Below are 20,909 nucleotides of genomic sequence, written 5' to 3'. Positions count from 1 at the left end.
AGAGAGTCATGACTGAAGTCCGGGTTCGTTTCTGCCCGTCGCCGACCGGCACGCCGCACGTCGGCCTGGTGCGCACGGCGCTGTTCAACTGGGCGTACGCGCGCCACCACGGCGGCAAGTTCGTGTTCCGCATCGAAGACACCGACGCCGCACGCGATTCCGAGGATTCCTACCGCGCGCTGCTCGACGCGCTGCGCTGGCTCGGGCTCATCTGGGACGAGGGCCCCGAGGTCGGCGGACCCTACGAGCCCTACCGGCAGTCGCTGCGCCGCGATCAGCACCTCGACGTGGTGCGCAAGCTGCTCGAGGCGGGCGAGGCGTATGAAGCGTTCTCGACGCCGGAGGAGGTCGAGGCCCGGCACCGGGCGGTCGGTCGCGATCCGAAACTTGGTTACGACAATTTCGATCGCGATCTCAGCGCCGAGCAGATCGCGGCGTACAAAGCCGAGGGTCGCCCCGCCGTGGTCCGACTGCGGATGCCCGACGAAGATCTCGGATGGAACGATCTCGTTCGCGGGGAAACCACCTTCAAAGCCGGTACCGTTCCCGATTTCGCTCTCACCCGTGGCAACGGCGACCCGCTCTACACATTGGTTAATCCGGTCGACGACGCGATGATGCGGATCACCCATGTGTTGCGGGGCGAGGATCTGCTCTCCTCGACGCCGCGTCAGCTCGCGCTGTATGCCGCGCTGCAGCGTATCGGGGTTGCCGAGTTCACGCCCGAGTTCGGGCATCTGCCGTTCGTGATGGGCCAGGGCAACAAGAAACTGTCCAAGCGCGACCCGGAATCGAATCTGTTTCTGCACCGCGACCGCGGATTCATCCCCGAGGGTTTGCTGAATTACCTCGCCCTGCTCGGCTGGAGCATCGGCGAGGACCGCGATGTGTTCTCCATGCTGGAAATGGTCGCGGCTTTCGATATTTCCTCGGTGAATTCGAATCCGGCCCGCTTCGATCAGAAGAAGGCCGACGCGATCAACGCCGAGCAGATTCGACTTCTCGAGCCCGGCGATTTCGGTCACCGTTTGCGCGAGTTCCTCACCGCGCAGGGCCACATCGGCGCCGAAATCGACGAGAAGACCTTCCTGGTCGCCGCCGAACTCGTGCAGACCCGCATCGTGGTGCTCGGTGACGCGTGGGACCTGCTGAAATTCCTGTTCGTCGCGCCCGAGGAGTTCGCGATCGACCAGGCGGCGGGCACCAAGAACCTCGGCGCCGAGGCCGACCCGGTGCTCGACGCCGCGATCGCCGCTGTGGAGCCACTGGGCGAGTGGACCACCCAGGCACTGGAGGAGGCGCTGAAAAAGGCGCTGATCGACGATCTGGGGCTCAAGCCGCGCAAAGCATTCGCGCCGGTGCGGGTCGCGGTGACGGGCTCGCACATCAGTCCGCCGCTGTACGAGTCGATGGAATTGCTCGGCCGCGAGGCCTCGCTCGACCGGCTGCGTGCCGCGCGTGGTTGGGCTCCTGCCGCGCAGTAGCTGTGCGGAGCGGGTGCGGCCACTGCGCCGCATCCGCTCCCGAGGGTGCGAAAACAGCCGAAAAGTGGGTTCTGACCAGGCGATTTGTAGTTTACCCCCTAGTGTTTGGTAATCTTCTCATCGCCGCGGAACACGGCCTCGCAACACCGACAACCACTCGGTGGAGATTGCAAGGTCGGGCGTTTCGGTCTTTGGGGTATGGTGTAATTGGCAACACAGCTGTTTCTGGTACAGCCATTCTAGGTTCGAGTCCTGGTACCCCAGCAAGGTTTCACACTGTGAGATCGTCCTGGCCCCGTCGTCTAGCGGCCTAGGACGCCGCCCTCTCAAGGCGGTAGCGCGGGTTCGAATCCCGTCGGGGCTACAAAGCAAAGTAAGGCTCCCGGTCGAATCCGACCGGGGGCCTTCTTCGTTTCTACAATCGCTTGTGCAATGCCTCGGCGGCCGCGACCAGATCGGCGGCCCAGCGCGCGCCCGGCCTGCGGCCCATTCGATCGATCGGTCCCGATACCGACACGGCGGCCACGATCACCCCGCCGGCATCGCGCACCGGCGCCGACACACTCGCCACGCCCTGCGCGCGCTCGGCGGCGCTCTGCGCCCAGCCCCGCTTACGTACCTCGGCCAGTGCCCGGTCGCCGAACACCGCGTCGGCGAGGACCGTGCGCTGCAACTCGGGATCGGCCCACGCCAGCAACACCTTCGCCGCCGAACCCGCGGTGAGCGGTAGCCGCGAACCGATCGGCACGGTGTCGCGCAGGCCGACCGGCGGCTCCAGCGCCGCGACGCAGACGCGTGCGTGTCCGTCGCGGCAGTACAGCTGGACGCTTTCGCCGGTGATCTCGCGCAGACGGGGCAGAATGGCAGCGGCGGCCTCCACCAGTGGATCGGCCGCCCCCGCCGACAACTCGGTGAGCGCGGGCCCCGGCCGCCACAATCCGTTGCCGTCGCGCGCCAGCAGCCGATGCGTTTCCAGCCCGACCGCCAGCCGGTGCGCGGTGGCACGGGGCAGGCCGGTGCGGGTGCACAGGTCATTGAGACCGCAGGGCTCGTCGGCGACGGCGTAGAGCACCGCCACGGCTTTGTCGAGAACACCGATACCGCTATGCTGTCTCATAGAACGATACTAACGTCTCAAATGCTGAGATACCAAGTATGCCCGTCGAAAGGTGATCAAGCAATGGCCGAGCGCGCTCGCACACTGGCCGAGAAGGTGTGGGAACAGCACGTCGTCGCCAAAGGCGAAGGCGATGGTTCCTCCCGTGAACCGGACCTGATCTACATCGATCTGCACCTCGTGCACGAGGTGACCAGCCCGCAGGCCTTCGACGGGCTACGCGCGGCAGGCCGTCCGGTGCGCCGAACCGATCTCACCATCGCCACCGAGGACCACAACGTCCCCACCGCCGATATCGACAAGCCGATCGCCGACCCGATCTCGCGCACCCAGGTGGACACGCTGCGCCGCAACTGTGCCGAATTCGGCGTGCGCCTGCACTCGATGGGCGATGTGGAGCAGGGCATCGTGCACGTCGTCGGCCCGCAGCTGGGCCTCACCCAGCCCGGCATGACCGTCGTCTGTGGCGACAGCCATACCTCCACCCACGGCGCGTTCGGCGCACTGGCGATGGGCATCGGCACCAGTGAGGTCGAGCACGTGCTCGCCACCCAGACGTTGTCGCTGCGCCCGTTCAAGACGATGGCCATCACCGTCGACGGCGAATTGGCGCCCGGCGTCACGAGCAAGGACCTGATCCTGGCCGTGATCGCCGAGATCGGCACCGGCGGCGGTCAGGGCTATGTGCTGGAGTACCGCGGCGAGGCGATTCGCAAGCTGTCGATGGAGGCGCGGATGACGATCTGCAACATGTCCATCGAAGCGGGTGCTCGCGCCGGCATGATCGGCCCCGACGAGGTGACCTACGAATTCCTGAAGGGCCGCCCGCACGCTCCGCAGGGAGCCGACTGGGATGCCGCAGTGGCCTCCTGGGACGCACTGGTCACCGAGGAGGGCGCGGAGTTCGACGCCGAGGTCCACATCGACGCGAACACGCTGACCCCGTTCGTCACGTGGGGCACCAATCCCGGCCAGGGCCTGCCGCTGGGCGCGAATGTGCCCGACCCGGCCCAGATCACCGACGAGAACGAGCGTGAATCCGCCGAGAAGGCGTTGCGCTACATGGACCTGACGCCGGGAATGCCGCTGCGTGAGGTGAGCGTGGACACCGTATTCGTCGGCTCCTGCACCAACGGCCGGATCGAGGACCTGCGCGCCGTCGCCGATGTTTTGAAGGGCCGCCAGGTCGCCGACGGCGTGCGAATGCTGGTTGTGCCGGGCTCGATGCGGGTGCGCGCGCAGGCGGAAAAAGAAGGACTCGGCGAGATTTTCACCGCCGCGGGCGCGGAATGGCGTCAGGCGGGCTGCTCGATGTGCCTGGGGATGAATCCCGATCAGCTCGAACCGGGCCAGCGCTGCGCCTCGACCTCGAACCGCAATTTCGAGGGCAGGCAGGGCAAGGGCGGTCGCACGCACCTGGTCTCACCGCTGGTCGCGGCCGCCACGGCGGTCCGTGGAACCCTGTCCTCGCCTGCTGATCTGGCCTGAGCCACCGATCACCACAGATCGAAAGGGAATCGTTATGGAAGCCTTCACCGTTCACAAAGGCATCGGTGTGCCGCTGCGCAGGTCCAATGTCGACACCGATCAGATCATCCCCGCCGTTTACCTGAAGCGCGTGACCCGTACGGGTTTCGAGGACGGCTTGTTCGCCGGTTGGCGTACCGATCCGGAGTTCATTCTCAACAACGAGCCGTTCAACCGCGGCAGCGTGCTGGTGGCGGGCCCGGATTTCGGCACCGGCTCTTCGCGAGAGCACGCTGTGTGGGCGCTGTCGGACTACGGCTTTCGGGTGGTCATCTCGTCTCGTTTCGCAGACATCTTCCGTGGAAATGCGGGTAAGGGCGGGTTGTTGGCCGCACAGATGTCACAGAACGATGTCGAAATGCTCTGGAAGCTGATCGAGGAACAGCCCGGCATCGAATTGGTTGTCGACCTGTCCGCTCGCACCGTCACAGCGGGAACCGTCGTGTTGCCGTTCGATATTGACGACTACACCCGCTGGCGTCTGCTGGAGGGTTTGGACGACATCGGCCTCACGCTGCGACAGGCCGACGTCATCGGCGAGTTCGAAAAGGGAAGGCCGTCATGGAAACCCGTGACGCTGCCGGAGCCTATTTCACGGGCGTAATCAGCTGGGGCGCTTAGGCGGGCTTCCCGGGCGGCGGTAGCTGGACGTGTGCTAAACCACATGAATTTTGGCGTGGCACATAGACTCTTGCTCAAACTGGGTTTACCGTGGTACCTAGTCGGTCCGACGACGGGCCATTAGTCTGCGGAGGATTCAATGAACAAGGCGGAACTGATCGACGTTCTGACCGAAAAGTTGGGTACGGACAGGCGGACGGCTACTGCGGCTGTCGAGAATGTTGTCGACACCATCGTCCGTGCCGTGCACAAGGGTCAAAGCGTCACCATCACCGGATTCGGTGTGTTCGAACAGCGCAAGCGTGCTCCCCGGGTTGCCCGTAACCCCCGTACCGGTGAAACCGTGAAGGTGAAGGCCACTTCGGTGCCTGCCTTCCGACCGGGCGCACAGTTCAAGGCGGTCATCGCGGGTAAGCAGAAGCTGGCCTCGTCCGGGCCTGCCGTCAAGCGAGGCGTGAATGCCCCGGTGGCGGCGAAGAAGGCGGCAGCCAAGAAGACCGCGGCGAAGAAGACCGCGGCCAAGAAGGCGACGCCGTCGAAGGGTCCCGCGAAGACCACGGCCCGCAAAGCCGCCACCAAGGCACCTGCCGCCAAGAAGACCACGGCGGCAAAGAAAGTGACGGCGGCCAAGAAGGCGCCCGCCAAGAAGGTGACGGCGGCCAAGAAGGCGCCCGCCAAGAAGGTCACAGCCGCCAAGACCACGGCGGTCAAGAAGACCACTGCTGCGAAGAAGGCTCCCGCTAAGAAGACTGCTGCTAAGAAGACTGCCGCCCGTCGTGCTCGTTGATCCTGCCGCAGCGGGATCAGGTCGGGGAATGTGCACGTAGGCCGCATCACCCACCACTGGACCGAGAACGGCCCCGGGAATCCCGGGGCCGTTTCGGCTGTTTCGAGCCCGTCCGATGGACTCAGGTGGTGACGATTGCCGTCGACAGCGAACGGTCCATATGGTTCGCGGCGACCAATCGGTCCCCGACGAACGACAATGCCCAGACGCTGCCCTTGCGATTGCGTGCCGAGGGCAGCGTGAGCCCGCCCTGCTCGGCCAGCCACTGTGTCAGATCGGGAATCACCCCGCCCTGACTACATACCACCGGCACGCCTCGATCGGTTACCAACGACAGAAATCGTTGCCGCGCGGCGCTTTTCGCTGAATCGTAACCTTGCTCGGAAAACATTGGCTCGCAATTGATTTCGGCATCGAGCTGTTCCGCCAACGGGGTCACGGTTTGGACGCAGCGCAGTGGATCGGCGGAATAGATCTCGGATGCGCCGAACGCCAACAGATTCGGCGTCAATCCCTTCGCCTGCTGTTCCCCGGAGGCTTCGAGCGGACGCAACTCGTCGGGTCCGTCGAAGCGGTTGCGCTTGCCCGCCTTCGCGTGGCGCACCAGCAGCACCGTGTTGGTGCGGGCGGGCAGCCGAGCGAAGATCCGGACGATCTGGCGATCCATCGGATACGACAACTGGTCCATCACCTCGGCGAGGGGGAACCACCGCATCTGGTCGACTTCGTTGTTGACGGCGAAGTCGCCGTCGGCGGCCTCGGCGGCCCAGTAGTCGACCCGCTTGAGCTGACGGTGGCCCGGGATCGGATAGGTGACATGGCCGAGATAGCGCCCCAGCGTGGCCGGTAGACCGGTTTCCTCGCCTACCTCGCGCACGGCCGCGACCACCGGGGTCTCGCCGGGATCGAGCTTGCCCTTCGGCAGCGACCAGTCACCGTACTTCGGCCGGTGGATGACGCCGATCTCCGGGCCGTCAGCGCCCGCACGCCACAGGACCGCTCCTGCCGCGTGAATATTGGGCCTTACCCGCGGGTCTCGCAACGACGCGTCCTTGCTCTGCGCGCTCATGGCTGGTCGGGGCGACGCAAACGCATGAGGAAGGCTTGGTGGTCACGTACCTGGTCGGCTTCGACATCGGTCGGACTGGCCTGCCAGGTCCCGTCCGGGAGCAGGATCCAGCAGCGAGTGGCCGGATCGAGCGCGGAATCGAACACCTTCCCGAGTTGGTCGACCAGCTTGGGATCTTTCACCTGCACCATCACTTCGACCCGGCGGTCGAGATTGCGGTGCATCATGTCGGCGCTGCCGATCCACGTCTGTTCCTGCGCGCCGAATTCCATCACCCGGGAATGTTCGAGGAACCGGCCGAGGATCGAGCGCACCTCGATGTTCTCGCTCAGGCCGGGCACACCGGCGCGCAGGCCGCAGATGCCGCGCACCACGATCTGCACCGGCACCCCCGCCAGCGAGGCGCGGTAGAGCGCGTCGATGATCTGCTCGTCGACGATCGCGTTGGCCTTGATCCGGATCCGGGCGGCCGAACCTTGACCGGCCAGCTCGATTTCGCGATCGATCCGCTCGATGATGCCCGCGCGCACGCCGAGCGGCGCCACCATCAGGTTGCGGTAGTCCTCCTTGCGGGAGTATCCGGTCAGCGAATTGAACAGGTCGGTGAGATCGGCGCCGATCTCCGGTGCGGCGGTGAACAGACCGACGTCTTCGTAGAGGCGTGCGGTCTTGGGGTTGTAGTTGCCGGTGCCGATGTGGCAGTAGCGCCGGATCGTCGAACCCTCGCGACGCACCACCAGGCAGGTCTTGCAGTGGGTCTTGAGGCCGACCAGGCCGTAGACCACGTGCACGCCGGCCTGTTCCAGTTCGCGCGCCCATTTGATGTTGGCCTGCTCGTCGAAGCGGGCCTTGATCTCGACCAGCGCGACGACCTGCTTGCCCGCCTCGGCGGCCTCGATCAGCGAATTGATGATGGGGGAGTCGCCGGAGGTGCGGTAGAGCGTCTGCTTGATCGCGAGCACCTGCGGGTCGGCGGCGGCCTGTTCGATGAAGCGCTGCACGCTGGTGGAGAAGGAGTCGTAGGGGTGGTGCACCAGTACGTCGCCCTCGCGCAGTGCGGCGAAGACATTGCGCGGGGTCTCGCGCTCGCCGAAGGCCGCCGGGGTGGCGGGCACATACGGCGCGTCCTTGAGCTCGGGTCGGTCGACGCCGTAGACCTGCCACAGGCAGGACAGGTCGAGCAGTCCGGGCACCTGGATGACATCGGCGGGGTCGACCTCGAGCTCACGTAATAGAAGCTCCAGCATGTGCTCGGTCATGTCGTCGGAGACCTCGAGGCGCACCGGCTTGCCGAAGCGGCGGCGGGCGAGTTCGCGCTCCATCGCCTGCAGCAGGTCTTCGTCGCGATCCTCGTCGACCTCGAAATCGGCGTTGCGGGTGATCCGGAACGAATGCGTCTCCACCACGGTCAGACCGGGGAACAACAGGTCGAGGTGGGCGGCGATGAGGTCTTCCATCGGCAGGAACGCCGCGATCGCCGACGGCGCGCCGGTGCGGCGCACACGCACGAAGCGGTCGACGTTGTCGGGCACCTTCACGCGGGCGAAGTGCTCGCCGCCGGTGCCGGTGTCGCGCACGGTCACGGCGAGATTGAGGCTCAGGCCGGAGATGTAGGGGAACGGGTGCGCCGGGTCGACGGCGAGCGGTGTGAGTACCGGGAACACCTGGTCGGTGAAGTAGTTGGAAAGGCGTTGGCGCTCATCGTCGTCGAGATCGCTCCAGCCGATGATGTCGATGCCCTCGGCGGCGAGTGCCGGGTTCACCTCGTGGATGAAGACGTTGGCGTGCCGCTCGGCGAGCTCTTGGGCGCGGGCGGTGATCATCTCCAGTTGCTCCGACGGTGAGCGACCGTCGGCCGAGCGCACCGACAGGCCGGTTTCGGCCCGGCGTTTCAAACCGGCGACGCGCACCATGTAGAACTCGTCGAGGTTGGACGCGAAGATCGCGAGGAACTTGGCCCGCTCCAGCAACGGCAGCGAGGCGTCCTCGGCCAGCGCCAGGACGCGGGCATTGAAGTCGAGCCAGCTCAGCTCGCGGTTGAGGTAGCGATCTCGCGGCAACCGCTGCGTGCTCGCGTCACCGCCCGAGGCGAGGGCGGCCGCAGGTGGCGGGGAAATCGGGGGCAGCTGCTTGATGGTTTCCGTATCGCTCACGAGATCAATCATCCCTCGAGGAAGGGCCGCCGCGCATCACGACATCGCACGGATCGTTCCGCTCGGTCCGAACGTGGCGATCAGCTAGCACACACTGCGAACGGGATCACTTCTGTGCGGCGAGAATCCGATCTCGCGCAGCGTCGAGGTGGTGAATTCACCGACGCCGAGCGCGCGGACGATCTCCAGATCCTCGGGGGTGTCGACATCGCAGCGCAGGCCTGGCCAGTGCCCGGACAGCGGCACGGCGCCGCCGTCGCGGTGTGCGCGGGCGGAATCGGCGCCGAAGCGGGGCGACAGCAACGCGGCGGTATCGCGGACCAGCAATGCGGCGGTGCCGGTGCCCGTGTGATCTATCACCACCGATCGAGCGGCGACGGCGACGCTGAGCACGTCGGCCAGCTCGGACGGGCGAAGGGCGGGCAGGTCGGCCTGCAGGGCGAGCAGGTGGGTGGGGCCGTAGCGATCGCGCACGTCGGCGGCGCCGGCGGCGAGCGCGATATTGAGCGGATCGGCACCGGCCGCGGGTTCGTCGATCACGTGCGCGCCGAGCTCACGGGCACGGTCGGCGACCAGGGGATCGGGGGTGACCACGGTCAGCGACGACAGCTCGGGCACGGCGGAAGCGGCCACGACAGTGTCGGTGAACATGGCCAGCACGAGCTGGGCGCGCTGCTCGGTGCTCAGCAGGCTCGCCAGCCTGCTCTTGGCCCGGCCGATGTGTTTGACCGCCATCACGGCGTGCACGGTGTGCATGGCTTCGATCCTTGCATGGCATATTGGGCTGATGACGAGGGCGGCGGTTATGGGTGCGGGGTCGTGGGGTACGGCGTTCGCGAAGGTGTTGGCCGAAGCAGGGACCGACGTGACGATCTGGGCCCGGCGCGACGAGGTGGCGCGGGCGCTCGATACCGAGCACCGCAATCCGTTCTACCTACCCGGCGTTCAGCTGCCGCCGGTGCGGGGAACCGATGATCACCGGGTCGCTCTCGACGGGGCCGACCTGGTGGTGCTCGCGGTTCCGTCGCAGTCGCTGCGGGCGAATCTGGATCTGTGGAAGGGCGATATCGGATCAGACGCCACCCTGCTGAGTCTGGCCAAGGGGATCGAGACCGGGACACTGCTGCGGATGAGTCAGGTGATCGCGGAGGTCACCGGGGCCGAGCCGGGGCGCATCGCGGTGTTGTCGGGTCCGAACCTGGCGCACGAGATCGTCGAACGTCAGCCCGCGGCGACGGTGATCGCCTGCACCGATACCGAGCGAGCCGGAGTCGCGCAGCGGGCGTGTGCCACCGGATATTTCCGGCCGTACACCAACACCGATGTGATCGGCTGCGAGATCGGCGGTGCGTGCAAGAACGTCATCGCGCTCGCGTGCGGCATCGCTTCGGGAATGGGGCTGGGCGACAACACGGTGGCCAGCCTCATCACGCGCGGGCTAGCCGAGGTGATCCGGCTCGGTGTGGCGCTCGGGGCGCAACCGGTGACGCTAGCCGGGCTAGCGGGCGTCGGCGATCTGGTGGCTACCTGTACTTCGCCGTTGTCGCGCAACCGGTCCTTCGGGTACGCGCTCGGCGCCGGTGGCACGATGACCGCCGCGCAGGAAGCGACCAATGGGCAGGTGGCCGAAGGTGTGAAGTCGTGCACATCGGTGCGGGCCCTTGCCGCAGAGCACGGGGTGGAGATGCCGCTCACCGATGCGGTGCACAGGGTGTGCCATGAGGGGCTATCGGTGAGCGAGGCGGTCGGCAGCCTGCTCGGTAGGCGGATCAAGCCCGAATAAGGGCGATAGCGCCATGGCGGCGAGAACCTACTACGGTGACGTTCATGACGGAACGGATCAGGGTGGCTGTGGTGTTCGGCGGGCGCAGCAGCGAGCACGCCGTCTCGTGTGTGTCGGCGAGCAGCGTGCTGCGAAACCTCGATCCGACGCGCTACGAGGTGGTGCCGATCGGCATCACCCCCACCGGCGGCTGGGTGCTGGCCGACGGGATCGGCGATTTGGCGCTGAGTCACGGTGTGCAACCGCAGGTCGACGCGTCGGGAACCGCCCTCACGCTGGCCGCTGACCCTGGTCGCTCCGGCGCGCTGGTTGCGCTCGACTCGAGCGCCGTGCTCGGCAACGTCGATGTCGTGTTCCCGATCCTGCACGGTCCCTTCGGGGAGGACGGCACGTTGCAGGGGATGCTCGAACTTGCCGGGATTCCCTATGTCGGCGCGGGCGTGCTTGCCAGCGCGGCGGGCATGGACAAGGAGTTCACCAAAAAGTTGCTGGCGGCCGAATCGTTGCCCGTCGGCGTGCAGGTTGTGCTGCGTCCCGGCGTCGAAACGCTGGCCGAGACCGACCGGACCCGGATCGGTCTGCCCGCCTTCGTGAAGCCCGCGCGCGGTGGTTCCTCGATCGGCATCACCAAGATCACCGACTGGGCCGACCTCGATGCGGCCATCGCCGTCGCCCGTGCGCACGACCCCAAGGTGATCATCGAAGCGGGCATCGTCGGACGCGAAGTCGAGTGCGGCGTACTGGAATTCGCCGACGGCGAGGTGCGAGGCAGCGTCGTCTCCGAGATCCGGATGCCCGATGCCGACGCCGCCGCGCCCGAGTTCTACGACTTCGCCACCAAATACCTCGATGACGTGTGCGAATTCGATGTGCCCGCCAAGCTCGACGACGATGTCGCCGACGAGATCCGTGAGCTGTCGGTGCGCGCGTTCCGCGCGCTGGACTGCCAGGGGCTGGCGCGCGTCGACTTCTTCGTCACCGAGAACGGTCCGGTGATCAACGAGATCAACACGATGCCCGGCTTCACGCCGATCTCGCAGTACCCGCGGATGTGGGAAGCCACCGGCATCGACTACCCGACGCTGGTGTCGACGCTGATCGAGACGGCGGTCGCTCGCGGAACCGGTTTGCGGTAGGAGTTCTGTTCGGCCGCAGGGCTTTCGGCGGGGTCGTGCTCGAAAGCCCTGCGGCGCCAGCTTGTTAGCTCAGAGTTCGCCCGGAGTCGGTTCGCGGGCAGGCAGATTCGCAGTGATGATGTCGGACACGTTCTGCACGGCGCTGGTTCCGGAGCCGTCGGGGACGGTCAGGGCGATGTAGGTCTCGCGGTCGACGGCGAACCAGGTGCCGGTCTTGCCGACCTCGTCGCGGACCTGGAACCACTTCACGCCGTCGATCACCGTCAGCGGGGACGCGCGGTTGAATTCGAGGGGACGGTCCAGGCCACAGCGCAGCGTGATCGGGTCGCCGCCGTCGGGGAGCTGCCAGGCGCGGGTGGCGGGCGGGCTGGGTTCGACGAGGGTGGCCTTGGTGTAGTCGCCGAGTTCGGCGGGCAGGGCGGGGAGCAGAGCCTGGCAGGCAGGACCGTCGGCGGCGGGGGCAGGCACAGGTCCGAGGGCGAGGGGTTCGCGTTCGACGGGGGCGCGCAGGGCGATGAAGGCGGCGACCAGCACAGCGACGATCAACACGACGGGCAGGGCGACCGCGGTGGCGATGAGCGCGGGGGAGTGATGCGACTCGAAGTCGTCATCGTCGGAGTCCGCGTCCGGCTCGGCATCGGGGCCGGACGCGGCGTCGGAATCCGCGTCCGAGCCGTCGTCGGCCGGGGCGGAATCCTCGGCGGTCGTGTCGGCTGATCGCGCGGTGGTGGCGGACGTCGGCTCGTCGCCCGACGATGCCGCGTCGGCAGTGGCGGTGTCGTCGGGGGTGCTCGCCTCGTCGCGATCCTCCGGTGTCGAGTCCGCCATAGCTGTGTGGTCCTTCCATTCGCGGGTTCGCCTGCGTCGTCGGTGGTGCCCGATCGCCTTCGAAAGGGTACCGTCGGGGCGATTTCGTCGGTCACCAGCACAGCGGGAAGGGGTCGGTCATCAGCGAGGACAGCCGTCCGCAGACGGTGCGTGAGCTGGGCGAATTCGCCCTGATCGACCGGATCAACGCCGGTCGGGAGCAGGCCGCGCACGTACTGATCGGACCCGGTGACGATGCCGCGCTGGTCGCCGCGCCCGACGGTCGGTTCGTGGTGAGCACCGACATGCTCGTCGAAGGCAGGCACTTCCGGCTCGACTGGTCCTCGCCCGTCGACATCGGCCGCAAGGCCATCGCGCAGAACGCCGCCGACGTGGTGGCGATGGGCGCGCGGCCGACGGCGTTCGTGGTCGCGCTCGGCTGCCCCGCCGACACCCCCGTGTCGGTGATCGAAGGGATCGCCGACGGGATGTGGATCGAGGCGAGCCGCGCCGGCGGTTCCATCGCGGGCGGCGATCTGGTGCGCAGCGAACAACTGGTCGTCTCGGTGACCGCGTTCGGCGACCTCGGTGGGCAGAACGCGATCACTCGATCCGGCGCTGCCGTCGGCGATATCGTCGCGGTGGCAGGCGAACTCGGCTGGTCCGGTGCCGGGCTGGCCGTATTGACCGGTGGCGCGGACACATCCGATCCGGACTTCACCTATGCCCTTGCGACCCATCGTGTTCCGCAACCGCCCTATGCCGCGGTCCTCGACGCCTTCGGCACGCACACCCCGACCGCGCTCACCGATGTCTCCGACGGCTTGCTCGCCGACCTCGGCCACCTCGCCGCCGCCTCGAACGTCGCCATCGACGTCCACCGCGCGGCACTGACCGACCCCGACCTGGACGCTGTCGCGAAATTGCTCGATGCCGATGCGGCGCAATGGATTCTGGCCGGCGGCGAAGACCACGCCTTCGTCGGAACCTGGCCCGCCGGAGTCTCGGTTCCCGCGGGCTGGCGGCCGATCGGCGTAGTAACCGCAGGCAGTGGCGTCACCGTCGACGGCGTGGCGCCCACCGGTGGCACCGGCTGGGAATCGTTCCGTGGGGTGGACGCCACGCCCACCGACGACGAACGATAGGTTGTGCGGTCATGGGTGCGAAACCACTGTCGGAGATCATCGATCCGGGCTGGGCCCGGGCACTGGAGCCGGTCACCGACCGCATCAGTGAAATGGGCGAATTCTTACGTGAAGAGAACGCGGCGGGCCGCGGCTACCTCCCCGAAGGGGAGAACGTACTGCGCGCCTTCCAGCGTCCGTTCGACGCGGTGCGCGTGCTCATCGTCGGCCAGGACCCGTACCCCACGCCCGGCCACGCGATGGGACTGAGTTTCTCTGTCACGCCACAGGTTTCGCCGGTGCCGCGCAGCCTGTCCAACATCTTCGCCGAATACAGCAAAGACCTCGGCTTCGATACCCCGACCTGTGGTGACCTGAGCCCCTGGTCGGATCAGGGTGTGCTGCTGCTGAACCGCGTACTCACCGTCGCCCCCGGCGCGCCCGCCTCCCATCGCGGCAAAGGCTGGGAAGCGGTCACCGAGCAGGCGATCGGGGCACTGGTCGCCCGCGACGAGCCGCTCGTAGCCGTGCTGTGGGGCAACGACGCTCGCTCGCTGAAGCCCACCCTCGTCGCCGCCGAGGTGCCCTACGTCGAATCGGCGCACCCCTCACCGCTTTCCGCCTCGCGCGGGTTCTTCGGTTCACGACCCTTCTCCCGGGTCAACGAACTGCTCGACGAACTCGGCGCCGATCCTGTCGACTGGCGGCTGCCCTGACCCGGGGCGTCGCCCGCACCAGAAGAGAATGATGAAGGAGCACAACCCGATGCACATCTCCACCGTTCGCGCTGCCCTCGCGACCGCCGCCGTGGCCGCCGCCATCACCGCGGGCGCAGGCTCGGCCACCGCCGCAGGCCTGCAGCTCGAGCCCTACGACGAGCAGGCCGCCCCGGTGGCCACCACCCAGGTCGGCGAGGAATGGACCTCCACCGGCACCTCCACCATCTCGTCCGGCGTGAACGCGAAGGTGACCTGCCTGCTGCAGAACACCTTCAGCGCCCTCGGCGCTGCGTGCTGAGTTATTAGCGGCTGGCGCCGCGGGGGTTTTCGGCCCTGCGGGCCTCGCATCCGAAGGGCGATACTGCGCCTTCGGCGTTCCGTCTCGCCCTTCGGATGCGAGGCGGCCGAAAACCCGTGGTGGCTGAGTCCCGGCGTGGCGTTGGTCGCGCCGGGGTTGGTCAGCTCAGTCGCGGGAGTTGGTGAGTTCTAAGTGAGTCCCACGTAGTTCGGCTTGCGCTTGCCGACGAAGGCGTCGACGCCTTCACGGCCGGTGTCGCTGTTTGCGGCGGCCGAAATGCTGTCGCGTTCGGCGTCCAGCTGCTGGTCCAATGTTGCCGTCGGTGACTGGGCCAGCAGCTTTTTCATGGCCGTGTAGGTGGGGCGGGGGCCGGTGACGAAGGTCTGCGCCACACGGAACGCTTCGGCGCGGATGTCCTCGTCCGCGACCGTGCGGCTCAGGACGCCGAGGCGCACGGCCTCTTCGGCGTCGAGTACGGCGTCGGTGAGCAGGATCTCGGTCGCCCGGCTCCGGCCGACGATGCGGGGAAGCGACCAGGACATGCCGCCGTCGGGGGACAGGCCGATGCCGGGGTACGCCGGACGCAGTTTCGTCGAGGGGCCACCGATCGCGATGTCGGCGGCGCAGACCAGGCTCATGCCCGCACCCGCCGCCCAGCCCTGCACGGCGGCGATCACGGGGACGGGGGCGGCCGCGAGCGCGCGGACGAAATCGTGGAGTTGGTCGGCCAGCTCGTGCAGGTAGGCGCCGCGGTCATCGGAGGCGGCGAAATTGCGGACATTGCCGCCCGCGCAGAAGTTCGCGCCCGCGCCGGTGAGCAGCACGGCGCCGACCGACGGGTCGAGTGCGCGCAGGGCTGCGGTGCCCGCGTTGATCAGGTCGAAATCCATCGAGGTGCCTGCGGCGGCGGTGGCGATGGTCAGCTGCAGGACGCCGTCGATGACCTCGGCGGCAAGGACCGGTTCGGTGGTACTCATGGGCGTCACCTTAATCGGGCCCGCGTGCGCGGCGTTCCGCAGCCTTTGCGCACGGCCGGAGGTACGCCCCCGGTGCGGCGGCGGCAGCGTTTCTCAGTCGCGGCGCCACAATTGTTCGGGCAGCAGGGTGAACGGATCGGTTCGGCGGATGCCGGTGTCGGTGAAGCCGTGCCTGCGGTAGAAGGCGTGGGCGCGCGGATAGTCGGCGAAGACCCACAGGGTGCACGGTGACGCGGGGGCGGCGGCTTCGATCAGGGAGTCGGCGATACCGGTGCCGTGCCAGGCGCTGCGTACGTAGAGCGCTTCGAGTTCGGCCTCCTCGGCGGACGCCGACCGGCCCGGCTGTCGACCGAGTACGGACGAATTCGTCCCGGAGGCGAAGCCGATCAGCTGGTCGCCGACCAGCGCGACCGGCAACTGGTGGATGCCGTCGGCGCGACGACGTTCCCAGGTGAGCGCGGAGCGTTCGAGGTCGAAGCCGTCGAGGATGTGAGCGGGGACGAGCGTTCCGTAGGCCTCGCGCCAGCTGGCGATGTGGCAGGCGGCGAGTTCGGTGACCCTGGTCGCCGTCAGCGGCGCGATACGCCAGTCAGCCACGGCCGGCCCGTTCGACGCTCGGTCGCTGTACGACAAAGCCCCGGATCACCCGCGAGGGGTGCCGGGGCACTGTCGGCAGAATGTACGGGCTGAAAATCAGCCGCGGGCGACCTTGCCCGCCTTCAGGCAGGAGGTGCACACGTTCATCCGGCGGGTGTTGCCAGGGGCAACCTGCGCACGCACGGTCTGGATGTTCGGGTTCCAGCGACGGTTGGTGCGCCGGTGCGAGTGCGAGACCGACTTCCCGAAACCGGGGCCCTTGGCGCAGACGTCGCAAACGGCAGCCATGTCGCGAGCTCCTTCATGTCATAAGCGGACAGCGGCGCACGTATGCCCGCTGAACCGGAAACTGATGTCGTCAAATGCCTTGCCGACTGATGTCGGCCAGCGCAGACCCACGTGGGCCGCACGAGGCAACCCTGCAAGACTAGCGGGCCGGGCCTCGAACTTCCAAACCGGGGTATCCCGGTCGACAGGCCGAGCGTAGCCCGGATGAGGGCCCTTCCGAGGTCAGCATAGCGCTGTCGGTCGCTGGCGCTAACCTGGCGTGCGTGCTCGGCGCGCGAGCACGCAGAACGGGGAAGCGAGGTGGCGGTGTCGCACGTGCGGGAGTCTCTCGACGGCCCCGATCTGCTGGTCTGGGCTCGCGGTTGCCGCACCGACCTGGAGCTACGCCGCGCCGAGATCGACGCGCTCAACGTGTTCCCCATCGCCGACGCCGACACCGGTACCAATCTGCTCGCCACCATGCGAGCGGCCGTCGCGACGGCCGATCAGATCACCGACGACGCGCCTTCCGCTCATCTGATCGCGCAGGGCTTGGCCCGCGGCGCGACGACGGGCGCGCGGGGAAACTCGGGGATCATCCTGTCCCAGGTCCTGCGGGGCATCGCCGAGGCCGTCACCGCCGGTCCGCTGACCGGTGAACGTCTGCAGGTGGCGCTGCGGCGCTCGGCGGTGCTCGTCCGCACCGGGCTGAGTGCCCCGGTCGAGGGGACCATCCTGACCGTGCTCGAGCGTGCCGCGGTCGCCGCGGCCGAGTCGGCCGATCAGTCGCTCGTGACCGTCGCCCGCCGCGCCGCCGACGGTGCCGCGCGCGCGTTGAGCGAGACGCCGGCCCAGCTGGGTGTGCTTCGCGCGGCCGGGGTGGTCGACGCCGGGGCGCGGGGACTGCTCGTGCTGCTGGACTGTCTCGTGGCTGAAGTCTGCGGTGAACCGACCGACCGGGTCAGGTACACGCGGGGCGAACGACCCGACCACGGGCCGCATCGGCGACCGGTCGACGGACACGACGAGAGCGACCCCGGTGAGATCGGTCACGACGACGAAGCGGACAGTCGACGCGCGATGTCGGACGGTCACGAGCGCCGGACCGCCGATGCCCGCGTCGACAACGATCACCGGGATCAGGACGCCGATCCGCACTTCGAGGTCATGTACGTGATCTCCGGGACCGACGACACGGCCGCGAGCGGGCTGCGGGATCGACTCGCGGTGCTCGGTGACTCCGTGGTGGTGGTCGGCGACGGTGCGACCACCTGGTCGGCTCATGTGCACTGCCGCGACGCGGGGGCCGCCATCGAGGCTGGCCTCGCGGTGGGCACCGTGACGGGCATCCGGATCGAGAGTTTCGCGGTGACCGCGCCCCACAGCGGCAACCACGGGCACGGCGCCGACGCGCTCGGCCTCACCCACCACACGCACGTCGACACAGTGACGATCGAGCCGCGCACGCACCACGACGGCGACCGGCCACCCGGTCTCGTGGACCGAGACCTCGCCACCCCCGACGCGGACCGCGGCGTGCTGGCGGTGGTGGGCGGTGCCGCCGCCGCGCGCCTGTTCGAGGACGCGGGCGCGGTGGTGTTGCGAGGGGATCGGCAGCTCGACACGAACACCCTGCTGCGGGCGATCCGCGGTATGCCCAATCGTGAGGTGCTGGTCCTGCCCAACGGGGCCCTGCCCGCGCAGGAACTCGTCGCGGTCGGTGCGGCCGCGCGTGACGGGTCGCGTGATGTGTTGTTGCTGCCGAGCGCGTCGATGGTGCAGGGCCTCGCGGCCTTGGCCGTGCACGATCGCGGGCGGATCGCGGTCGACGACGCGTTCGCGATGTCGGAGGCGGCGGCGACCACACGGTGGGGTGCGCTGCGCGCGGCGCGGGTGCGGGCGCTGACGATGGTCGGAATGTGTTCTCCGGGTGACGGATTGGGTCTGGTCGGCCACGATGTGGTGGTGATCGACCCCGATGTGGTCGGCGCGGGAAGCATCCTGCTGGACCGAATGCTCGGTCTCGGTGGGGAATTGGTGACATTGCTGATGGGTGCCGACGCGGGGCCCGAGTTGGCGCAGGTGCTCGCCGATCACGTGCGAGCCGGTTTCCCCGGTGTCGAGGTGGTCGTGTATTCCGGTGGACAGCAGGCGGATCTGGTGCAGATAGGGGTCGAGTAGATGGCGACGTTGAGTGACCGGCTCGACCACGTGCTCGGCGTCAAGGCGGCCGACCGGCTGACCGAGGCGTTCGACATGACCACCGTCGAGGATCTGTTGCGCCACTATCCGGTGCGCTACGCGACCCAGGGCCAGCCCCTCACCGAGGAGGAACCCGAAGAGGGCGCGCACATCACCGTCATCGGCCGCATCGCGAAAACCGAACTGCGCCCGATGAAGAACCGCCGTGGCTCGCTGTTGAAGGTGCAGCTCGACACCGGCGCCCAGCGTCCGCTCGAGGCCACCTTCTTCAATGGTGACAAGGTGCGCTATCTGGTGAAAGAGGGTGTGCGAGCGATGATGTCGGGCACCGTGCACTGGTGGCGCCCCGACCGCTGGAACCTCTCGCACCCCGACTACCTGATCCTGCCCGACAAGCCGGAAGCCGGCGTGGAGGAACTCACGTCCGTGCGTGGCAGCGGTGCGCTGCGCGGCCTCGCGCAGAGCGCGAAAGGCGCGGGGGGAGTGGATGCCTCGTTCTTCGAACGCGAATTCGTACCCGTGTATCCGGCGACCGCCAAGGTCCAGAGCTGGGACCTGTTGGCCTGCATCCGCCAGGTGCTCGACCAGCTCGACCCCATCGAGGACCCGCTGCCCGCCGACCTGCGCGAGGAACGCCAATTCCTCCCGTTGTCGGAAGCGCTGCGCCTGATCCACCTTCCCGAGCACAAGGTGGACATCGAGAAGGCAAGGGACCGGCTCCGTTTCGACGAGGCGCTCGCCCTGCAGCTCGTGCTGGCCGAGCGCCGTCACGAGGTGGAGGGCCGCACCGCCCCGGCCTGTCCGCCGTCGACCGAGGGAATCGCCGCCGCCTTCGACGAACGGTTGCCCTTCGAGCTCACCGAAGGTCAGCAGCAGGTGCTCGCGGAGATCTCGCGAGACCTGTCGCGTACCCGCCCCATGCACCGGCTGCTCCAGGGCGAGGTGGGCTCGGGCAAGACGATCGTGGCGCTGAACGCCATGCTGCAGGTAGTGGACTCGGGCCGCCAGTGCGCGCTGCTCGCACCGACCGAAGTCCTCGCCGCGCAGCACTATCGGTCGCTGCGCGCCATGCTCGGTGACCTCGGCAACGCGGGCGAACTCGGCGCCGCCGAGAACTCGACCAAGGTCGTCCTGCTCACCGGATCGATGTCGACGGCCGCGAAGAAGGCGGCGCTGCTGGACGCGATGACCGGTGAGGCGGGCATCGTCATCGGCACCCACGCGCTCATCCAGGACGCCGTCGAGTTCTACGACCTCGGCCTCGTGGTGGTCGACGAACAGCACCGCTTCGGCGTCGAGCAGCGAGATGCGTTGCGCGCCAAAGCGAAAGACGGCATCAGCCCGCATCTGCTGGTGATGACGGCGACGCCGATCCCACGCACCATCGCCATGACCACCCTCGGCGACCTCGAAACCTCTACTCTCACCCAGCTTCCCAAAGGTCGCTCGCCGATCGTGTCGAAAGTCGTTCCGCGCAAACTGCATCCGGGGTGGGTGGATCGCGCCTGGGAACGCATCGTCGAGGAGGTCGGCCAGGGCCGACAGGCCTATGTCGTGTGCTCGCGCATCGGCGAGGACCCGGACGCGCCACCGGCCAAGGGCAAGAAGGCGGAGAAGGAAGGACCCACCACCGCGGCCGCTGTGGAGATGTACGAGACGCTGGGCGCCGGCCCGCTCGCCGGTGTGCGCGTGGGCCTGTTGCACGGCAGGCTGCCCTCCGACGAAAAAGACCACGTGATGCGCCAATTCAACGACGGCGCGATCGACGTCCTGGTCTGCACCACCGTCGTCGAGGTCGGTGTCGACGTGCCGAACGCGACCGTGATGGTGATCGTCGACGCCGACCGCTTCGGCGTGAGTCAGCTGCACCAGTTGCGCGGTCGCATCGGCCGTGGCAAGCATCCCGGCCTGTGCCTGCTGGTCACCGATGCCGCGCCCGGCGGGACGGCGATGGCGCGGCTAGAGGCGGTGGCGGCGACCACCGACGGCTTCGAACTCTCGGTGCTCGATCTGCGCCAGCGCCGCGAAGGTGATGTCCTCGGCTCGGCGCAGTCCGGGACCGCCCGGTCGCTGCGCCTGCTCTCGCTGCTCGACGACCTCGAGGTGATCACCGCCGCACAGGAACTCGCTCGCCAGGTCGTCGCCGAGGACCCAGGTCTGGTGAACCACCCGGGCTTGGCGGGCATGATGTCCGCCGCCGTCGACGGCGAACGCATCGAATACCTCGCCAAGTCCTAGGCG

General features: G+C 67.8%; 19 protein-coding genes and 2 tRNA genes. 13 read left to right on the top strand and 8 right to left on the bottom strand.

Translation table 11 applies throughout. From position 1 onward, the window contains the following. Nucleotides 1-8 precede the first annotated feature (8 nt). From gltX to OHS03_RS19950, 3 genes are all read left to right on the top strand, one after another. Nucleotides 9-1,484 carry a glutamate--tRNA ligase gene (gene gltX, locus OHS03_RS19960; RefSeq protein WP_328656137.1) on the top strand — a complete coding sequence of 492 codons (1,476 nt, stop codon included), beginning with the start codon at nt 9-11 and terminating at the stop codon, nt 1,482-1,484. A 192-nt stretch (nt 1,485-1,676) separates the two neighbouring features. Continuing rightward, a tRNA-Gln gene (locus OHS03_RS19955) sits at nt 1,677-1,748 on the top strand. A gap of 27 nt (nt 1,749-1,775) precedes the next feature. Beyond that, a tRNA-Glu gene (locus tag OHS03_RS19950) sits at nt 1,776-1,848 on the top strand. 51 nt (nt 1,849-1,899) lie between these two features. Here OHS03_RS19950 and OHS03_RS19945 read toward each other — a convergent pair. After that, nucleotides 1,900-2,601: an IclR family transcriptional regulator gene (locus OHS03_RS19945; protein WP_056811980.1), complete on the bottom strand. Its 702-nt coding sequence runs from the start codon at nt 2,599-2,601 to the stop codon at nt 1,900-1,902. Nucleotides 2,602-2,664: 63 nt separating this feature from the next. On the opposite strand from OHS03_RS19945, the gene leuC reads away from it, so the two are divergent. The 3 genes from leuC (at nt 2,665) to OHS03_RS19930 (ending at nt 5,536) form a co-directional block, all read left to right on the top strand. Next, nucleotides 2,665-4,089 carry a 3-isopropylmalate dehydratase large subunit gene (gene leuC, locus OHS03_RS19940; RefSeq protein ID WP_056811977.1) on the top strand — a complete coding sequence of 475 codons (1,425 nt, stop codon included), beginning with the start codon at nt 2,665-2,667 and terminating at the stop codon, nt 4,087-4,089. 34 nt (nt 4,090-4,123) lie between these two features. After that, entirely contained in the window at nt 4,124-4,732 is a 609-nt protein-coding gene (gene leuD, locus OHS03_RS19935; RefSeq protein WP_056811976.1) for a 3-isopropylmalate dehydratase small subunit, read from the top strand. Between the two features lie 156 nt (nt 4,733-4,888). Further along, nucleotides 4,889-5,536: an HU family DNA-binding protein gene (locus tag OHS03_RS19930; protein WP_056811975.1), complete on the top strand. Its 648-nt coding sequence runs from the start codon at nt 4,889-4,891 to the stop codon at nt 5,534-5,536. A 121-nt stretch (nt 5,537-5,657) separates the two neighbouring features. On the opposite strand, the gene OHS03_RS19925 is transcribed toward OHS03_RS19930, so the two are convergent. The 3 genes from OHS03_RS19925 to cofC all read right to left on the bottom strand — a co-directional run bounded on the left by OHS03_RS19925 (nt 5,658) and on the right by cofC (nt 9,514). Next, nucleotides 5,658-6,605 carry an NUDIX hydrolase gene (locus OHS03_RS19925; protein WP_328656136.1) on the bottom strand — a complete coding sequence of 316 codons (948 nt, stop codon included), beginning with the start codon at nt 6,603-6,605 and terminating at the stop codon, nt 5,658-5,660. Then, nucleotides 6,602-8,770, bottom strand: coding sequence for an RNA degradosome polyphosphate kinase (locus OHS03_RS19920; protein WP_056811970.1), 2,169 nt, complete (start codon nt 8,768-8,770; stop codon nt 6,602-6,604). The genes OHS03_RS19925 and OHS03_RS19920 overlap by 4 nt, the downstream gene beginning before the upstream one ends. Nucleotides 8,771-8,842: 72 nt before the next feature. After that, entirely contained in the window at nt 8,843-9,514 is a 672-nt protein-coding gene (cofC, locus tag OHS03_RS19915; RefSeq protein WP_328656133.1) for a 2-phospho-L-lactate guanylyltransferase, read from the bottom strand. A gap of 31 nt (nt 9,515-9,545) precedes the next feature. Here cofC and OHS03_RS19910 point away from each other — a divergent pair, with 31 nt between their 5' ends. Together OHS03_RS19910 and OHS03_RS19905 are read left to right on the top strand one after the other, a co-directional pair. Then, nucleotides 9,546-10,541: an NAD(P)H-dependent glycerol-3-phosphate dehydrogenase gene (locus OHS03_RS19910; RefSeq protein ID WP_056811965.1), complete on the top strand. Its 996-nt coding sequence runs from the start codon at nt 9,546-9,548 to the stop codon at nt 10,539-10,541. A gap of 44 nt (nt 10,542-10,585) precedes the next feature. Next, nucleotides 10,586-11,677, top strand: a complete 1,092-nt coding sequence (locus OHS03_RS19905) for a D-alanine--D-alanine ligase family protein (protein WP_328656131.1) — start codon at nt 10,586-10,588, stop codon at nt 11,675-11,677. Between the two features lie 69 nt (nt 11,678-11,746). On the opposite strand, the gene OHS03_RS19900 is transcribed toward OHS03_RS19905, so the two are convergent. Next, the gene (locus OHS03_RS19900) at nt 11,747-12,505 is read right to left on the bottom strand and encodes a DUF3515 domain-containing protein (protein ID WP_328656129.1); all 759 of its coding nucleotides are present in this window, start codon (nt 12,503-12,505) and stop codon (nt 11,747-11,749) included. 119 nt (nt 12,506-12,624) lie between these two features. Here OHS03_RS19900 and OHS03_RS19895 point away from each other — a divergent pair, with 119 nt between their 5' ends. Genes OHS03_RS19895 through OHS03_RS19885 form a run of 3 tightly spaced genes read left to right on the top strand, consistent with a single transcriptional unit; the run spans nt 12,625 to nt 14,625 of the window. Continuing rightward, nucleotides 12,625-13,629, top strand: coding sequence for a thiamine-phosphate kinase (locus OHS03_RS19895; RefSeq protein WP_328664324.1), 1,005 nt, complete (start codon nt 12,625-12,627; stop codon nt 13,627-13,629). A gap of 11 nt (nt 13,630-13,640) precedes the next feature. Beyond that, nucleotides 13,641-14,324: a uracil-DNA glycosylase gene (locus OHS03_RS19890; protein ID WP_056811958.1), complete on the top strand. Its 684-nt coding sequence runs from the start codon at nt 13,641-13,643 to the stop codon at nt 14,322-14,324. A gap of 49 nt (nt 14,325-14,373) precedes the next feature. Beyond that, nucleotides 14,374-14,625 (top strand): hypothetical protein, encoded by a 252-nt coding sequence (locus OHS03_RS19885; RefSeq protein ID WP_062986963.1) that lies wholly within the window; start codon nt 14,374-14,376, stop codon nt 14,623-14,625. A 188-nt stretch (nt 14,626-14,813) separates the two neighbouring features. Here OHS03_RS19885 and OHS03_RS19880 read toward each other — a convergent pair whose 3' ends face one another. The 3 genes from OHS03_RS19880 to rpmB form a co-directional block, all read right to left on the bottom strand. After that, nucleotides 14,814-15,602, bottom strand: coding sequence for an enoyl-CoA hydratase/isomerase family protein (locus OHS03_RS19880; protein ID WP_328656127.1), 789 nt, complete (start codon nt 15,600-15,602; stop codon nt 14,814-14,816). A 93-nt stretch (nt 15,603-15,695) separates the two neighbouring features. Then, the gene (locus tag OHS03_RS19875; protein WP_328656125.1) at nt 15,696-16,199 is read right to left on the bottom strand and encodes a GNAT family N-acetyltransferase; all 504 of its coding nucleotides are present in this window, start codon (nt 16,197-16,199) and stop codon (nt 15,696-15,698) included. 96 nt (nt 16,200-16,295) lie between these two features. Then, nucleotides 16,296-16,487, bottom strand: a complete 192-nt coding sequence (gene rpmB, locus OHS03_RS19870) for a 50S ribosomal protein L28 (protein WP_039799620.1) — start codon at nt 16,485-16,487, stop codon at nt 16,296-16,298. A gap of 315 nt (nt 16,488-16,802) precedes the next feature. Here rpmB and OHS03_RS19865 point away from each other — a divergent pair, with 315 nt between their 5' ends. Further along, nucleotides 16,803-18,647, top strand: coding sequence for a DAK2 domain-containing protein (locus OHS03_RS19865; protein WP_328656123.1), 1,845 nt, complete (start codon nt 16,803-16,805; stop codon nt 18,645-18,647). Next, on the top strand, nt 18,648-20,906 hold the full coding sequence (gene recG / locus OHS03_RS19860) for an ATP-dependent DNA helicase RecG (RefSeq protein ID WP_328656121.1): 2,259 nt from the start codon (nt 18,648-18,650) through the stop codon (nt 20,904-20,906). The last annotated feature ends 3 nt before the right edge of the window (nt 20,907-20,909 follow it).

Origin of the sequence: Nocardia salmonicida (assembly GCF_036142455.1) — a bacterium.
In the GTDB taxonomy this organism is placed as follows: domain Bacteria; phylum Actinomycetota; class Actinomycetes; order Mycobacteriales; family Mycobacteriaceae; genus Nocardia; species Nocardia salmonicida.
The sequence above is the reverse complement of the archived record's forward strand: the minus strand, read 5'-3'. Positions and strand labels throughout refer to the sequence as shown.